Genomic DNA, 13,289 nt, shown 5'->3' on the forward strand with positions numbered 1-13,289 from the left:
CAACCCAAGAAAAATAGGGATGGTCGAGAAGCCTGGCTTCGAGACCCAAATACGCTTATTTGGTGAAACACTCATGAAGACGTTCAGTGCCAAGCCGCAAACCGTGCAGCGCGACTGGTATGTCGTCGATGCATCGGGCAAGACGCTCGGTCGTCTGGCGACGGAGATCGCCCGCCGCCTGCGTGGCAAACACAAGCCGGAATACACCCCGCACGTCGACACCGGCGATTACATCGTCGTGGTCAACGCCGAGAAGGTGCACGTCACCGGCAACAAGGCGCAAGCCAAGAATTACTACCGTCATACCGGTTACCCGGGCGGCCTGCGCTCCATGTCGTTCGAGAAGCTGATCGACCACGCTCCCGAGCGTGTGATCGAAAGCGCCGTCAAGGGCATGCTGCCCAAGGGCCCGCTGGGTCGTGCCATGTACGCCAAGCTCAAGGTGTACGCCGGTACCGAACATCCGCACGCCGCGCAGCAGCCGCAAGAACTGAACATCTGAGGGTAGACCGCAATGGCACAACAGTACTACGGCACCGGGCGTCGCAAGACCTCCACCGCTCGCGTGTTCCTCAAGCCGGGCACCGGCAAGATCACCGTCAACAGCCGTGAGCTGGGCGAATACTTCGGCCGCGTCACCGCGCAGATGGTCGTGCGTCAGCCGCTCGAGCTGACCGAGACCACCGGCCAGTTCGACGTCTACATCACCGTCCAGGGTGGCGGCGGTTCGGCTCAGGCCGGCGCCATTCGCCACGGCATCACCCGTGCGCTGATGGACTACAACGAAGAGCTGCGCAAGCCGCTGCGTGCTGCCGGCTACGTGACCCGCGACGCGCGCGAAGTCGAGCGTAAGAAAGTCGGTCTGCGTAAAGCCCGCCGTCGTCCGCAGTTCTCCAAGCGCTGATCCGTTCCGGATCCCACGCGCGCTCGACGCCCGACTCACCATGGTCGGGCGTTTTGCTGTTGGTACCTTCGCTGGCGATGCCGGTGCGCTGGCCGTGCGGTCAGCGAGCCCCAGGCGGGTTGCCCGCCGTGTTATCATTGACAGCTGAATCAATGCGAGGAATGTTTCATGGGTGTAGTGGCCAAGCGATCGTCGATGACTTTCTACTCCGGCAGCGATGATCACTTCAGTCATCGCGTGAGAATCGTGCTGGCCGAAAAGGGGGTTGCCGTCGATATCCTGGATGTCTCGGCCGACGAGCACAACGCCGAGCTCGCCGACCTCAACCCCTACAACAGCGTGCCCACGCTGCTCGATCGTGACCTGGTGCTCTATGAGTCCAAGGTGATGATGGAGTATCTCGACGAGCGTTTCCCGCATCCGCCGCTGCTGCCGGTCTACCCGGTGGCGCGCGCGCAGAGCCGCCTGTGGATGCACCGCATCGAACGCGAGTGGTGCCCGCTGGTCGAACAGATCCAGCAGGGGTCGAAGAAAGACGCCGAGAAAGCACGCAAGGAGCTGCGTGAGAGCCTGGCGGGCATCTCGCCGATCTTCGAAGACATGCCCTACTTCATGAGCGAAGAGTTCACCCTGGTCGACTGCTGCATCGCCCCGATCCTGTGGCGTCTGCCGGCGCTGGGTGTGGAGCTGCCGGAGAAGCAGGTCAAGCCGCTGATGAGCTACATGGAGCGCGTGTTCGCGCGCGATGCCTTCAAGGCGTCGCTGTCCGAGTCCGAACGTGAGATGCGCAGCTGAGACCGCTTGCCGGTCAAGCCGCTCGAGAAGGAGGTGACATGCTGACCAGTCGTCCCTATCTGGCGCGAGCCCTGTACGAATGGCTGCTCGACAACGATCAGACGCCCTACATCGTGGTCGATGCCGGCAAGCCGGGGGTGCGCGTGCCGCAGCAGTTCGTGCAGAACGGCCAGATCGTGCTCAATATCGCCCCGGCTGCGGTGCGCGATCTACAGATCGATAACGCCGCGCTGACCTTCGGTGCCCGCTTCAGCGGCCAGCCGATGCAGGTGGTGGTGCCGACCGACGCCCTGATCGCCATCTATGCGCGTGAGAACGGTGTCGGCATGGTGTTCGGGCAGGAGCCGGTGATGCCTGAGTTCTCCACTGACGAAGAGACGGAGCAGGAAGACGACGGTCGCCCGGTGCTCGAGAGCGTCGAGGATGCCTCGGCCGATGCCGAGGCGTCCGATGTCGGCGAGGGGCCTCGCCCCGAGAAGGGCAAGCCGTCGCTGCGTATCGTCAAGTAGTCGGCCGGTGTCGGCTCCGACGACGGCCTGAAAGATAGCCGCCTTCCATGGTGGCCATAAAAAACCGCCGCCGAGTTCGACTCGGCGGCGGTTTTTTCATACTGGCGTGGGCGCAGTCAGCTTCGCGCTGGTCTGAATCGACGCTAGCGGCTTCAGTTGAGGTATTCGAAGACCTTGACGATGCGCTGCACGCCGCCGACGCCCGAGGCGGCGTTGACCACTTCACCGGCCTGCTTCTGGGTCACCAGACCCATCAGATAGACCGTGCCGTTCTCGGTGATCACGCGGATCAGGTTGGCATCGATATCTTCGTTGGCGACCAGGTTGGCCTTGATGCGTCCGGTGATCCAGGTGTCGGTCATGCGCTGGCTGACCGGGGTGTTGGCCGAGACCATCAGCTCATTGTGGACCTGGCGCACGCTGCGCACCTGCTGAGCGATCTCGCCGGCCTTCTGCTTGAGCTCTTGGCTGGGTACCTGGCCGGTCAGCAGCACGTTGCTGTTGTAGCTGTCGACGTTGACGTGGGCGTCGCCGAAGCGCGCGTCGGCCGCCTGCAGGTCACTGAAGATCTTGCTCTGGATGGTGCTGTCCTCGACCTTCGCCCCCGGCGTGCGCTCGGCGTAGTTCTCCTGGGTATTCTGGCTGGCACAGCCGCCCAGGGTGAGCAGGGCGATCACGCATGCGGAGAGAATCAGTGTCTTCTTCATGGGTTTCACTCGTTGCTGCCGAAAAGTTGTTGATCGATCAGGTCGCACAGACAGTGGATGACCAGTAGGTGGACTTCCTGAATGCGCGCGGTGGAGGTCGCCGGCACGCGGATCTCGCAATCCTCTTGGCCCAGCAGTGAGGCCATGTCGCCACCGTCGCGGCCGGTCAGGGCAACCACGCTCATCTCGCGATCGTGGGCGGCCTGAATCGCCTGCACCACGTTGGCCGAATTGCCGCTGGTGGAGATGGCGAGCAGGATGTCGCCCGGCTGACCCAGGGCGCGGATCTGCTTGGAGAAGACGTCGTTGTAGCTGTAGTCGTTGGCGATCGAGGTCAGCGTCGAGGTGTCCGTGGTCAGGGCCAGGGCCGGCAAGCTGGGGCGCTCGCGTTCGAAGCGGTTGAGCAGCTCCGAAGAGAAGTGCTGGCTGTCGCCGGCGCTGCCGCCGTTGCCGCAGGCCAGAATCTTGCCTTCGCTGACCAGGCACTGGACCATCATCTGGCTGGCGACCTCGATGAAGGGCGGAAGCACTTCGCTGGCGTAGGTCTTGGTGTCGATGCTGGCGTTGAAGTGATCGAGTATGCGTGCTTGAAAGTCCATGGATCGCCTATTGGACGGTTAATATGCGTCGAATGCGGCACGAACCCAGTCGAATTCGAGATCGGGCTGGCTGCCGGTGACGCCGACGACGTCGAAGCGGCACGGACATGATAGCCGCTGTGCCTGGAGATAAAAACGCGCCGCGCGGACGAGGCGGCGCTGCTTGGTGGCGGTGATCGTCTCCAGCGGGTGGCCGTGGTCGGTCCGCCGGCGGTGGCGCACCTCGACGAACACCAGGGTGTCGCCGTCGCGCATCACCAGGTCGATCTCGCCGCCCTTGGCATGCTGGTTGCTGGCCACCAGCGTCAGGCCTTGGTTGCTCAGCCAGCGGGCGGCGGCTTGTTCCACCGCCTGCCCGCGGGCGCGCGCGTCAGTCTGCCGCGGCATCGCTTGTGTTGTCCGCGGCCGGGCCGAGCGGGTCACCGGGTACATCACTGCCGGCGTTGGTGCCATTCGGGGTGACGGCGCTCGAGGTGCTACCGCTGTCGCCGTTCGGCGTGGGCTGGCTTTCGCTGGCGCCCAGTGTTGCACCGGGGGGGCGAGCAACGGCTGGGGTACGCCGGCCTGGAACACCGCCCAGGGCAGGGTGCGTTGGATGCGCCCATCGTCACGCGCCTGCAGGTTGCCGGTGGCGCCGTATACCTGAGTGCTGGGCAGAGCTTGCAGCAGCGGCAGGCGGCGCGCCAGCTCCAGCGCGTCCACGCCCATGGCGTTGAGCTTGAGCAGGCCGGGGTCGTCCTGGGTCGCCAGTTGACGATAGGTGGTGGCGTAGGGCAGGGCGTCGACCCCGCCGGCGGCGGCATCGGGGATCATCCACGGCAGATCGACGAACTGGACATCGTTGAGGTCGTGGTCGGCGCGCGGCTGCGGCGTGCCTTCGTAGACTTGCGAAGTGGCGTAGACCGGCAGCTTGCTGGCGTAGTAGAAGTCGAGCGTCGGCGGCACCTGGCGGGCGTAGCTGGGCAGCGCGAGCAGGAACAGCATGTCCGGTTTCGACGGGCCGTTCTTGAGCATCTGGCTGACAGCCTGGGTAACCGAGCCCGAGGGGTCGTAGCTGACCACCGAGGCGATCTCGCCGCCGTCGCGCTGCCAGCGGTCGCGGAACGCCGCCAGTACCCGTGAGCCCCACTCGTTGTCGGGGATCAGGATCCCGGCGCGGCGGCGGCCGTCGAGGTAGGCGCGCTGGGCCACCTGGCGCGCTTCGTCCTCGGCGGAGAGGCCGTACTGGAACAGCCCCGAGGCCTGATTGCGCGCGTGCTCGCCGTAGTTCAGGGCCAGGGTCGGCAGCGGCACGCTGGCGCGTGTCTCCAGCTGATTGACCTTGTCCTTGCTCAGCGGCCCGATCACCGCCTGGGCGCCACCGAGCGTGGCCTGGGCGTAAAGCGCATCGATATCCTGCTGACTCGAGTCGATGAAAGTGAGCGCGGGTACCTTCTCGCCCTGGGCGCGGGCGTCGTCGAGGCGCGCCTGCATGCCCTGGCGGATCGCCTTGGCGACATTGGCCAGTGGGCCGCTCTCGGGCAGCAGCACGGCGACGCGGTCGATCTCGCGACCCTCGACCTGATGCAGGGCGCTGAGCTCCTGCGGCAGGCGGCGATTGGCCGGATGATCGGGATAGCGGCTGCGCCACTGGTCGAGGCGGTCGAACAGGCCCGCGACATCGCCGCTCGCGCTGCGGTAGAGGCGTGCCAAGGCCACCCAGCCCTGGGTGAGCGTGTCGTTGCTGCTGGCGGCGAGTTTGTCGAGACCGGCGGGGCTCAGGCGTGACAGCGGTTTCCAGATCTCGTCGTTGAGCTCATACGGCGCGTTGTCGCGCTGCAGGCCGATGAGCAGGTCGGCTGCGGCCTCCGGCTCGCCGATCATGTCGAGCGCGATGCCGCGGCGATGGCGCAGCGTCTGGGCGTCGGCGCTGGGGATGGCGATGCCGCTGTCGAGGATGTCGGTGGCACGGACCACGCTCCAGCCATCCTTCTCGGCAAGGCCGGCGTCCGACATCACCAGCCCCCAGCGCACGCGCAGGGCGGGGTCGAGCTGGCTGCCGTCGACCTGGCTCACGATCTCGAGTGCCTGCCGAGTATCCCCCTGGCGTGCTAGAATCTCCGCCGCCTGCACGCGCGAGGCCGCGGCCTGCTGGCCGCTCTGGCTGCGGGCCTGGTCGAGCAGCGTCTGCGCGTCGGGGCCGCTGCTGCCCGGCATCATGCCGGGTCCGGCGCAGCCGGCCAGGATCAAGGCTGCCATCGCCGGCAGGAGAAGTCGCCGCAGGGCGTAACGCATAGTGTCTGTCCCTTTTCCGTATTTGAGAGGCCGTGCGCTGTCGCGCCCCATTGGCGGTGACGGCGGCCGGTCTCGGTTCCCTCGTCCCGCTGGTGACTGCCGGCCAGCGGCGGCGGCCGTCGGAACGACTCCCTGAACTCTCGCTGCCGAGCCCTCGCGATGAAGGCGGGGCGCTCGCGGCGTCGGATTTTCCCATGCACCGCAACCCGGATGTTACCGAATGAGCGAGACAAATGAAGGCGTATTGTACGTGGTCGCCACGCCGATTGGGAATCTCGAGGACCTGAGCGCCCGCGCCGCGCGGGTGCTGGGCGAGGTCGACCGGATCGCCGCGGAGGATACCCGGCATACCCAGCGCCTGCTGCGCCACCTGGGGATCGAGCGCCCGCTGGTCTCGCTGCACGAGCACAACGAGGCCGCTCGCGCCGAGTGGCTGCGCGAGCGGCTGGCGGCGGGCGAGCGGCTGGCGCTGGTCAGCGATGCCGGCACGCCGCTGATCTCCGATCCCGGATTCGTGCTGGTGCGCGAGCTGCGGCGCAGCGGTTTCCGGGTGGTGCCGGTGCCCGGCGCCTGCGCGCTGGTGGCCGCGCTCAGCGTGGCCGGGTTGCCCACCGACCGCTTCCTGTTCGAGGGTTTTCTGCCAGCCAAGTCGGCGGCGCGCCGGCGCCAGCTGGAAGCGGATGCCGAGCGCACCGAGACGCGCGTCTTCTATGAGTCTCCGCACCGGATTCGCGATCTGCTCGCCGACCTGGAAGCGACACTGGGCGCGCGTCGGGTGGTGCTGGCGCGGGAGCTGACCAAGACCTTCGAGACGCTGCTCGAGGGTACGCCCGAGGAGCTGCTGGCGCGCATGGCGGCGGACCCGGACCAGACCCGCGGCGAATTCGTGGTCATGGTGGCCGGGGCCGAGCCCGCCGGGCGCGCTACGGACACCGCTGAGGGCGAGGCGCTGATCGCCGCGATGCTGGCCGAAGGCGTCGGCGTCAAGAGTGCGGCGGCGGTGGCGACCAAGGTGCTCGGTGGGCGGCGCAAGCAGTGGTATCAGTTGGCCCTGGCGCAGCAGTCCGATGCAGATTGAGAGTCGCTTGGTGCGTCGTCGTTCGGCGACAGGTTTTGCGCTGCGGATCGATGGTTCAAGCCCACTGTTGAGAGGGGCAGGGGGTGCTGCTATTCTTGCGCGCTTGGGAGTTGGCCAGACAGTCGCCGCCGGTTGATCCGGGGGAGGAAAGTCCGGGCTCCATAGGGCGAGGTGCCAGGTAACGCCTGGGCGGCGCAAGCCGACGGCCAGTGCAGCAGAGAGTAGACCGCCTAAGCCGCTTCGGCGGCCGGTAAGGGTGAAAGGGTGCGGTAAGAGCGCACCGCGCGCCTGGTAACAGTGCGTGGCACGGTAAACCCCACCTGGAGCAAGACCAAATAGGGATCCTTCGGCGCGGCCCGCGCTGGATCCGGGTAGGTTGCTCGAGAGGCATGGCGACGTGCCTCCTAGATGAATGACTGTCCTCGACAGAACCCGGCTTATCGGCCGACTCCCACCTCTTTTCTCCGCCGTTCGAATACCGAGATCCGCATGCTGCACCGCGACAAGGCTCCACAGGCACCCGACGATGGCGCGGCCGGCTCGCCGGACTACCGCCACACCAGTGTGCTGCTCGATGGCGCCGTTGATGCGCTGGTGCGCTCGCCGCACGGTTGCTACCTGGACGGTACCTTCGGGCGCGGCGGCCACTCACGCGCGATTCTCGAGCGCCTGGCCCCAGAAGGGCGGCTGCTGGCGATCGACCGTGACCCCGCCGCGCTGGCCGCGGCCGCGGCGATCACCGACCCGCGCTTCGAGATCTGCCCCGGGGTCTTCGCCGAGCTGGATCGGCATGCCGCAGCCGCAGGGCTGGCCGGCCGGCTCGATGGCGTGCTGCTCGACGTCGGTGTCTCCTCGCCGCAGCTCGACGACCCCGAGCGTGGCTTCAGCTTCCTGCGTGATGGCCCCCTGGACATGCGCATGGACCCCGACTCCGGGGTCGGTGCCGCGGCCTGGATCGCGCACAGCGACGAGCAGGAGATGGCGCGGGTGTTCAAGACCTACGGCGAGGAGCGCTTCGCCAAGCGTATCGCGCGGGCCATCGTCGCGGCGCGGCGCGAAGCCCCGATCACGCGCACCCAGCAGCTGGCCGAGATCGTCAAGGCCGCGCACCCTGCCTGGGAGAAGGGCAAGCATCCGGCGACCCGGGTGTTCCAGGCGATCCGCATTCATCTCAACGATGAGCTGGGCCAGCTCGAGCGCGCGCTGAGCGCGGCGCTGGAGACCCTCGCCCCGGGCGGGCGCCTGGTGGTGATCAGTTTTCATTCGCTCGAGGATCGGCTGGTCAAGCGCTTCATTCGCGATCAGGCCCGCGGCGACACCCACTTGCCCCGCGGCATGCCGATACGCGAGGATCAGCTCAACAAGCGGCTCAAGCCGGTGGGCAAGGCAATGCGCCCCGGCGAGCGCGAAGTCGATGGCAACCCCCGTGCGCGCAGCGCGGTGATGCGCATCGCCGAGAAGTTGGCGTAAAGGAGCTCCATGGCCGTTCAAGGAAGACGCAGGCCCCCTCTCTTTGGGGACTGGCCATTCGCCCGCCGTACGGGTACCCGTTCGATCATCCTGATCCTGCTCATCGTCGCTCTCCTCGCCAGCGCGCTGGCGATCATCAGCACGTCCCACCTCACCCGGCTGCAATACGCCCGGCTGCAGAAGCTCGAGAACCAGCGCGATGCGCTGCAGACCGAGTGGGGGCGCCTGCTGCTGGAGGAGAGCACCTGGTCGTCGCCGGCGCGTATCGAGGCGCTCGCCAGCAAGCGCCTGGACATGCGCGTGCCGAGCGTGGGTGACGTCAAGGTCATTACCCCATGAGCGCCACGCGCCGACGCACCGCCACACCCAAGTCGCGTGCCCCCGGTGCGCCGCTGGGGGGCGGGCGCTACTGGTTCATGCTGGGCGTCATTCTGGTTGCACTCGCCGCACTGGTCGGGCGGGTGGTCTATTTGCAGGTGATCGACCGCAGCTTCCTGCAGAACCAGGGTGATGCACGCACCCTGCGGGTGGAGTCGATCGGTGCCCACCGCGGCATGATCAGCGATCGCAACGGCGATCCGCTGGCGATCTCGACGCCGGTGGTCACGCTGTGGGCCAACCCGCAGGAGCTGCCCACGGACCCGATCCAGCTCACCCTGCTGGCCCAGGCGCTCAAGCTCGATCCGCAGGAGCTGCGCGATCGCGTCGGCCGCTACGCCCAGAAGGAGTTCATGTATCTGCGGCGTCAGCTCACCCCGGCGCAGGCGCAGCCGGCGATCGACCTGCAGATGCCCGGGGTCTACGCGCGCGACGAGTACAAACGCTACTACCCGGCGGGTGAGGTGGCGGCGCAACTGGTCGGGGTCACCAATGTCGACGACCGCGGCCAGGAGGGGCTCGAACTCGCCTACAACCGCTATCTGACCGGCGAGCCGGGCAAGCGGCGAGTGCTGCAGGACCGCAAGGGACGGCTGGTTCGCGATCTGCACCTGATCAAGGATGCCCGGCCCGGCGGTGACCTCAAGCTGTCGATCGACCTGCGCCTGCAGTACATGGCCTACCGCGAGCTGGCGGCCGGGGTGCGCGAGAACGATGCCGACGGTGGTTCGCTGGTGATGCTCGATGCCCACACCGGCGAGGTGCTGGCGATGGCCAACCTGCCTTCCTACAACCCCAACAACCGCTCCGACGTCGACGTGCGCGGACTGCGCAACCAGGCGATCACCGATGCCATCGAGCCGGGCTCGGTGATGAAGCCGCTGGCCATGTCGGCGGCGCTGGCCTCCGGCGAGTACACCCCGCAGAGTGTCATCGATACCTCGCCCGGCTGGATGGTGGTGGACGGCTACACCATTCGCGACTTCCGCAATTACGGCAAGCTCACGCCGGCGGGTATTCTGCTGCACTCTTCCAACATCGGCATGGCGCACATCGCGCTGTCGCTGCCCAAGGACACCATCTGGAATCGCTATCGCCAGCTCGGTCTGGGGCAGTCGCCGGGCACCGGCTTCCCGGGCGAGAACAGCGGCAGCCTGCCGTCGCTGACCAATCTGCCGCGCAGCGCCCAGGCGGCGATGGCCTACGGCTACGGCATCGCGGTCACGCCGCTGCAGCTGGCCAGCGCCTACACCGCGATCGCCAATGACGGCAAGCGTCTGCATCCCTCGCTGCTCAAGCTCAGCGGCAAGCCGGAGAGCGACCAGGTGATGACTCCCAAGGTGGCGCATGAGCTGCTCGAGATGATGGAGCAGATCGTCAAGCCCAATGCCGGCGGGCACCTGGCGATGGTTCCCGGCTATCAGATCGCGGGCAAGACCGGTACGGTGCGCAAGGTCACCAGTACCGGCTATCAGAAGACCGCCTACCGTGGGCTGTTCGCCGGTATCGCTCCGGCCACCAATCCGCGCATCGTCACCGTGGTGATGATCGACAATCCCAAGAAGGGCGACTATTACGGCGGGCTGGTTGCCGCACCGGTGTTCAGCCGTGTGGTCGGCAGCGCCCTGCGCCTGCTCGACGTACCGCCGGACCAGCCCGAAGAGGAGACGGCACCATGACGCTCGAAGTCGAAGTCTCGCGTCTGATCGATGCGCTCGAGACGCTGTGGCCAAAGGCCGATCTAGCGCCCCTGCGCCGACGTCTGGCCGAGGCCGACAGCGTGGCGCTGGCGCTCGACAGCCGCGGGGTGAGCGACGGCGAGCTGTTCGTCGCGCTGCCCGGGGTGGCACGCGACGGGCGCGAGTTCATCGCCGCGGCGCTTAAGCAGGGCGCGGCGCTGGTGTTGGCCGAGGCCGACGGGCTGGATGCTGCGTGGCGGGAGGATGCCCGCGTGCTGGCGCTGCCGGGACTCACCGAGCGGCAGTCCGAATTCGGCCGTCAGCTGTTCGCGGTGCCCGATAGCCTGACGCTGATCGGCGTCACCGGCACCAACGGCAAGAGTTCGGTCACCCACTATATTGCCACCCTGCTGGAGGCCGTGGGGCGCCCGGCAGCGGTGATCGGCACGCTCGGCTATGGCCGCCCGCAGCGGCTCAAGGCGGCGCGTCAGACCACGCCGGGGCCGCTCGAACTGCAGCAGATGCTGGGCGAGCTCGCCAGCGAGGGGGTCGAGAGCGTGGCCATGGAGGTCTCCTCCCACGCCTTGGCCCAGGAGCGTCTCGGCGATACCCCGATTGCGGTCGCGGTCTTCACCAATCTGAGTCGTGATCATCTCGACTATCACGGCAGCATGGCCGCCTACGCCGCGGCCAAGGCCAAGCTGTTCCGCCGCGAGGGGCTGCGGCTGGCGGTGGTCAACGCCGACGATCCGCTGACGCGGCTGATGCTGGCGGGGCTGGCCCCCGGCGTGCGCGTGTTGGCGACCGGCACGGCCGAGGCGACCACGCTGCGCGTGGCCGGCTGCGAGACGCTGCCGCAGGGGCTCCACGCCGTGGTCGCCTCGCCGGAGGACGAGCACCTGCTCGAACTGCCGCTGATGGGGCGCTTCAATCTCGACAATGCGCTGCTGGCGATGGCCACGCTCTATGGCCTGGGCGTGCCGCTGGCGGCGCTGTGGACGGCGGCACAGTCGCTGTCGCCGGTCCCCGGGCGCATGCAGCGCCTGCCACGCGACCCTGACAGTGAAATACCCAGCGTGGTGATCGACTACGCCCACACCCCGGATGCGCTGGACAATGCTCTGACCGCGCTGCGTGAGCATCTGCCGGCCCAGGCGGACAGCCAGCTGTGGTGCGTGTTCGGCTGCGGCGGCGACCGTGACAGCGGCAAGCGCCCGCTGATGGCGGCGGTCGCCGAGCGCCACGCCGACCGGCTGGTGGTGACCGACGACAACCCGCGTAGCGAGAACCCGGCGACCATTCGCGGCGAGATCGTCGCCGGCCTGTCGCCCGCGGCGGCGGCCAAGGCGTGGTCGATCGATGGCCGCGGAGAGGCGATCCGGCGGGTGATCGCCGAGGCCGGGCCCCACGACATCGTGCTGATCGCCGGCAAGGGGCACGAGGATTATCAGGAGATCGCCGGGGTGCGCCATCCGTTCGACGATCTCGAACAGGCGCGGGCGGCGTGCGCGCTGTGGGAGGCGCAGGCGTGAACCTGAGCCTGAATGCCATCGCCGCGACCCTGGGAGCGCCCGGGGTGGCCCCGGATGGCGCCGCAGATCGCATGGTCGAACGCATCGTCACCGACACCCGCGCGCTGGCCCCGGGGGACCTGCTGGTGGCGCTCAAGGGCGAGCGCTTCGATGCGCACGACTTCCTCGCTACGGCGCGCGAGCGTGGTGCGGTGGGGGCGGTGGTCGCCCACCCGGTGGCCGACCCACTGGCGCAGATCGTGGTGCCGGATACTCGCCTGGCGCTGGGTCTGCTGGCGCGCGCGCACCGTCTGTCCTGGGCGGGCGAGCTGGTGGCGGTCACCGGCAACAGCGGCAAGACCACGGTCAAGGAGCTGCTCGCAGCGATTCTCTCCCGACGCGCCCCGACCCTGGCCACCCGCGGCAATCTCAACAATGACATCGGCGCGCCGCTGACCCTGCTGGGGCTGCGCGCGAATCATCGCTACGCCGCGGTGGAACTGGGTGCCAACCATCTCGGTGAGATCGCCTGGACCACGGCGCTGGCCCGGCCGCAGGTGGCGATCATCACCAATGTCACCGGCGCCCATGTGGGCGAGTTCGGCGGGATGGGGCAGATCGCCCAGGCCAAGGGTGAGATTCTCGCCGGCCTGGGCAGCGAAGGCGTCGCCGTGCTCGACCGCCAGCAGCACTATTTCCCGGTATGGCGGACGCTGGCGGGTAGCGCTCGCGTGCTCGACATCGCCATCGACGCCCCGGCCGCCGTCACCGCCCACGATCTGGTCTGTGATGACGCCGGGCGGTATGCTTTCACGCTCTCGCTGCCGGACGCCCCGTCGCTGACGGTGAAGCTGGCGCTGATCGGGCGTCACAACGTGCGCAATGCGCTGGTAGCCGCGGCAGCGGCCCATGCGCTGGGGTTCGCACCGGACGAGATCGTCGCCGGGCTCGTCGCCACCACTGCGATGAGCGGGCGCATGCAGGTGGTGGCGGGCGTGCGCGGCAGCCGCCTGATCGACGACAGCTACAACGCCAACCCCGGCGCCATGCGCGCCGCGCTGGAGACCCTGGCGACCCTGCCGGCACCGCGCTGGTGCTTCCTCGGCGCGATGGGGGAGATGGGCGCTGAGTCGGCCGCGCTGCACGCCGAGGTGGGGCGCACCGCGCGCGATCTCGGTATCGATTGTCTGGGCACGTTCGGCGAACCCGCACGTGCCGCAGCCGAGGCCTTCGGTGACGAAGGCCACCATTTCGACGACTGGGCGGCGCTCGAGCGCTTCGCCCGTGATCAGTTGCCTTCCCACGCCAGCGTACTGGTCAAGGGATCGCGCAGTGCCGGCATGGAACGACTCGTGGCCGCGCTGCGTGACGACGCCTCAAGGTGA

At 67.9% G+C, this 13,289-nt stretch carries 13 protein-coding genes, 1 other RNA gene and 1 pseudogene; 11 read left to right on the top strand and 4 right to left on the bottom strand.

Annotated features, from left to right (window positions below):
• The first annotated feature begins 73 nt into the window (after positions 1-73).
• From rplM to QO259_RS06195, 4 genes are all read left to right on the top strand, one after another.
• Positions 74-502, top strand: coding sequence for a 50S ribosomal protein L13 (gene rplM / locus QO259_RS06180; RefSeq protein WP_035473795.1), 429 nt, complete (start codon positions 74-76; stop codon positions 500-502).
• Positions 503-514: 12 nt separating this feature from the next.
• Entirely contained in the window at positions 515-904 is a 390-nt protein-coding gene (gene rpsI, locus QO259_RS06185) for a 30S ribosomal protein S9 (protein ID WP_035473793.1), read from the top strand.
• 168 nt (positions 905-1,072) lie between these two features.
• A complete protein-coding gene (gene sspA, locus QO259_RS06190; RefSeq protein WP_035473791.1) occupies positions 1,073-1,699 on the top strand; it encodes a stringent starvation protein SspA in 627 nt (208 codons plus the stop codon).
• Between the two features lie 38 nt (positions 1,700-1,737).
• Positions 1,738-2,208 carry a ClpXP protease specificity-enhancing factor gene (locus tag QO259_RS06195; RefSeq protein ID WP_285952198.1) on the top strand — a complete coding sequence of 157 codons (471 nt, stop codon included), beginning with the start codon at positions 1,738-1,740 and terminating at the stop codon, positions 2,206-2,208.
• A 152-nt stretch (positions 2,209-2,360) separates the two neighbouring features.
• Here QO259_RS06195 and QO259_RS06200 read toward each other — a convergent pair whose 3' ends face one another.
• The 4 genes and pseudogenes from QO259_RS06200 to QO259_RS06215 form a co-directional block, all read right to left on the bottom strand.
• The gene (locus QO259_RS06200; protein WP_035473787.1) at positions 2,361-2,915 is read right to left on the bottom strand and encodes a BON domain-containing protein; all 555 of its coding nucleotides are present in this window, start codon (positions 2,913-2,915) and stop codon (positions 2,361-2,363) included.
• Positions 2,916-2,920: 5 nt separating this feature from the next.
• Positions 2,921-3,514, bottom strand: a complete 594-nt coding sequence (locus QO259_RS06205; protein WP_035473784.1) for a phosphoheptose isomerase — start codon at positions 3,512-3,514, stop codon at positions 2,921-2,923.
• Between the two features lie 18 nt (positions 3,515-3,532).
• Positions 3,533-3,901 carry a YraN family protein gene (locus tag QO259_RS06210; protein ID WP_285952740.1) on the bottom strand — a complete coding sequence of 123 codons (369 nt, stop codon included), beginning with the start codon at positions 3,899-3,901 and terminating at the stop codon, positions 3,533-3,535.
• Between the two features lie 183 nt (positions 3,902-4,084).
• Positions 4,085-5,839: pseudogene (locus QO259_RS06215) on the bottom strand (penicillin-binding protein activator); the annotation flags it as partial.
• A gap of 169 nt (positions 5,840-6,008) precedes the next feature.
• Between QO259_RS06215 and rsmI the strand changes: the two are divergent.
• The 7 genes from rsmI (at position 6,009) to QO259_RS06250 (ending at position 13,289) form a co-directional block, all read left to right on the top strand.
• On the top strand, positions 6,009-6,866 hold the full coding sequence (gene rsmI, locus QO259_RS06220) for a 16S rRNA (cytidine(1402)-2'-O)-methyltransferase (protein WP_207037347.1): 858 nt from the start codon (positions 6,009-6,011) through the stop codon (positions 6,864-6,866).
• A gap of 106 nt (positions 6,867-6,972) precedes the next feature.
• Positions 6,973-7,322, top strand: an RNA gene (gene rnpB, locus QO259_RS06225) — RNase P RNA component class A.
• 33 nt (positions 7,323-7,355) lie between these two features.
• Positions 7,356-8,336 (top strand): 16S rRNA (cytosine(1402)-N(4))-methyltransferase RsmH, encoded by a 981-nt coding sequence (gene rsmH / locus QO259_RS06230; protein ID WP_285952199.1) that lies wholly within the window; start codon positions 7,356-7,358, stop codon positions 8,334-8,336.
• A 9-nt stretch (positions 8,337-8,345) separates the two neighbouring features.
• Positions 8,346-8,675, top strand: a complete 330-nt coding sequence (ftsL, locus tag QO259_RS06235; RefSeq protein WP_207037349.1) for a cell division protein FtsL — start codon at positions 8,346-8,348, stop codon at positions 8,673-8,675.
• Entirely contained in the window at positions 8,672-10,393 is a 1,722-nt protein-coding gene (locus QO259_RS06240) for a peptidoglycan D,D-transpeptidase FtsI family protein (RefSeq protein ID WP_285952200.1), read from the top strand. Before ftsL ends, QO259_RS06240 begins: the two co-directional genes overlap by 4 nt.
• Positions 10,390-11,925, top strand: coding sequence for a UDP-N-acetylmuramoyl-L-alanyl-D-glutamate--2,6-diaminopimelate ligase (locus QO259_RS06245; RefSeq protein ID WP_285952201.1), 1,536 nt, complete (start codon positions 10,390-10,392; stop codon positions 11,923-11,925). Before QO259_RS06240 ends, QO259_RS06245 begins: the two co-directional genes overlap by 4 nt.
• Complete coding sequence (locus QO259_RS06250) at positions 11,922-13,289, top strand: UDP-N-acetylmuramoyl-tripeptide--D-alanyl-D-alanine ligase (RefSeq protein WP_285952202.1); 1,368 nt, start codon at positions 11,922-11,924, stop codon at positions 13,287-13,289. The genes QO259_RS06245 and QO259_RS06250 overlap by 4 nt, the downstream gene beginning before the upstream one ends.

It is taken from the genome of Salinicola sp. JS01 (assembly GCF_030284585.1).
Classification (GTDB): Bacteria; Pseudomonadota; Gammaproteobacteria; order Pseudomonadales; family Halomonadaceae; genus Salinicola.

Excerpts from the sequence above, each read along its gene's own strand:
- rplM (WP_035473795.1), top strand. The coding sequence starts at position 74 with ATGAAGACGTTCAGTGCCAAGCCGCAAACCGTGCAGCGCGACTGGTAT.
- rpsI (WP_035473793.1), top strand. The coding sequence starts at position 515 with ATGGCACAACAGTACTACGGCACCGGGCGTCGCAAGACCTCCACCGCT.
- sspA (WP_035473791.1), top strand. The coding sequence starts at position 1,073 with ATGGGTGTAGTGGCCAAGCGATCGTCGATGACTTTCTACTCCGGCAGC.
- QO259_RS06195 (WP_285952198.1), top strand. The coding sequence starts at position 1,738 with ATGCTGACCAGTCGTCCCTATCTGGCGCGAGCCCTGTACGAATGGCTG.
- QO259_RS06200 (WP_035473787.1), bottom strand. The coding sequence starts at position 2,915 with ATGAAGAAGACACTGATTCTCTCCGCATGCGTGATCGCCCTGCTCACC.
- QO259_RS06205 (WP_035473784.1), bottom strand. The coding sequence starts at position 3,514 with ATGGACTTTCAAGCACGCATACTCGATCACTTCAACGCCAGCATCGAC.
- QO259_RS06210 (WP_285952740.1), bottom strand. The coding sequence starts at position 3,901 with ATGCCGCGGCAGACTGACGCGCGCGCCCGCGGGCAGGCGGTGGAACAA.
- rsmI (WP_207037347.1), top strand. The coding sequence starts at position 6,009 with ATGAGCGAGACAAATGAAGGCGTATTGTACGTGGTCGCCACGCCGATT.
- rsmH (WP_285952199.1), top strand. The coding sequence starts at position 7,356 with ATGCTGCACCGCGACAAGGCTCCACAGGCACCCGACGATGGCGCGGCC.
- ftsL (WP_207037349.1), top strand. The coding sequence starts at position 8,346 with ATGGCCGTTCAAGGAAGACGCAGGCCCCCTCTCTTTGGGGACTGGCCA.
- QO259_RS06240 (WP_285952200.1), top strand. The coding sequence starts at position 8,672 with ATGAGCGCCACGCGCCGACGCACCGCCACACCCAAGTCGCGTGCCCCC.
- QO259_RS06245 (WP_285952201.1), top strand. The coding sequence starts at position 10,390 with ATGACGCTCGAAGTCGAAGTCTCGCGTCTGATCGATGCGCTCGAGACG.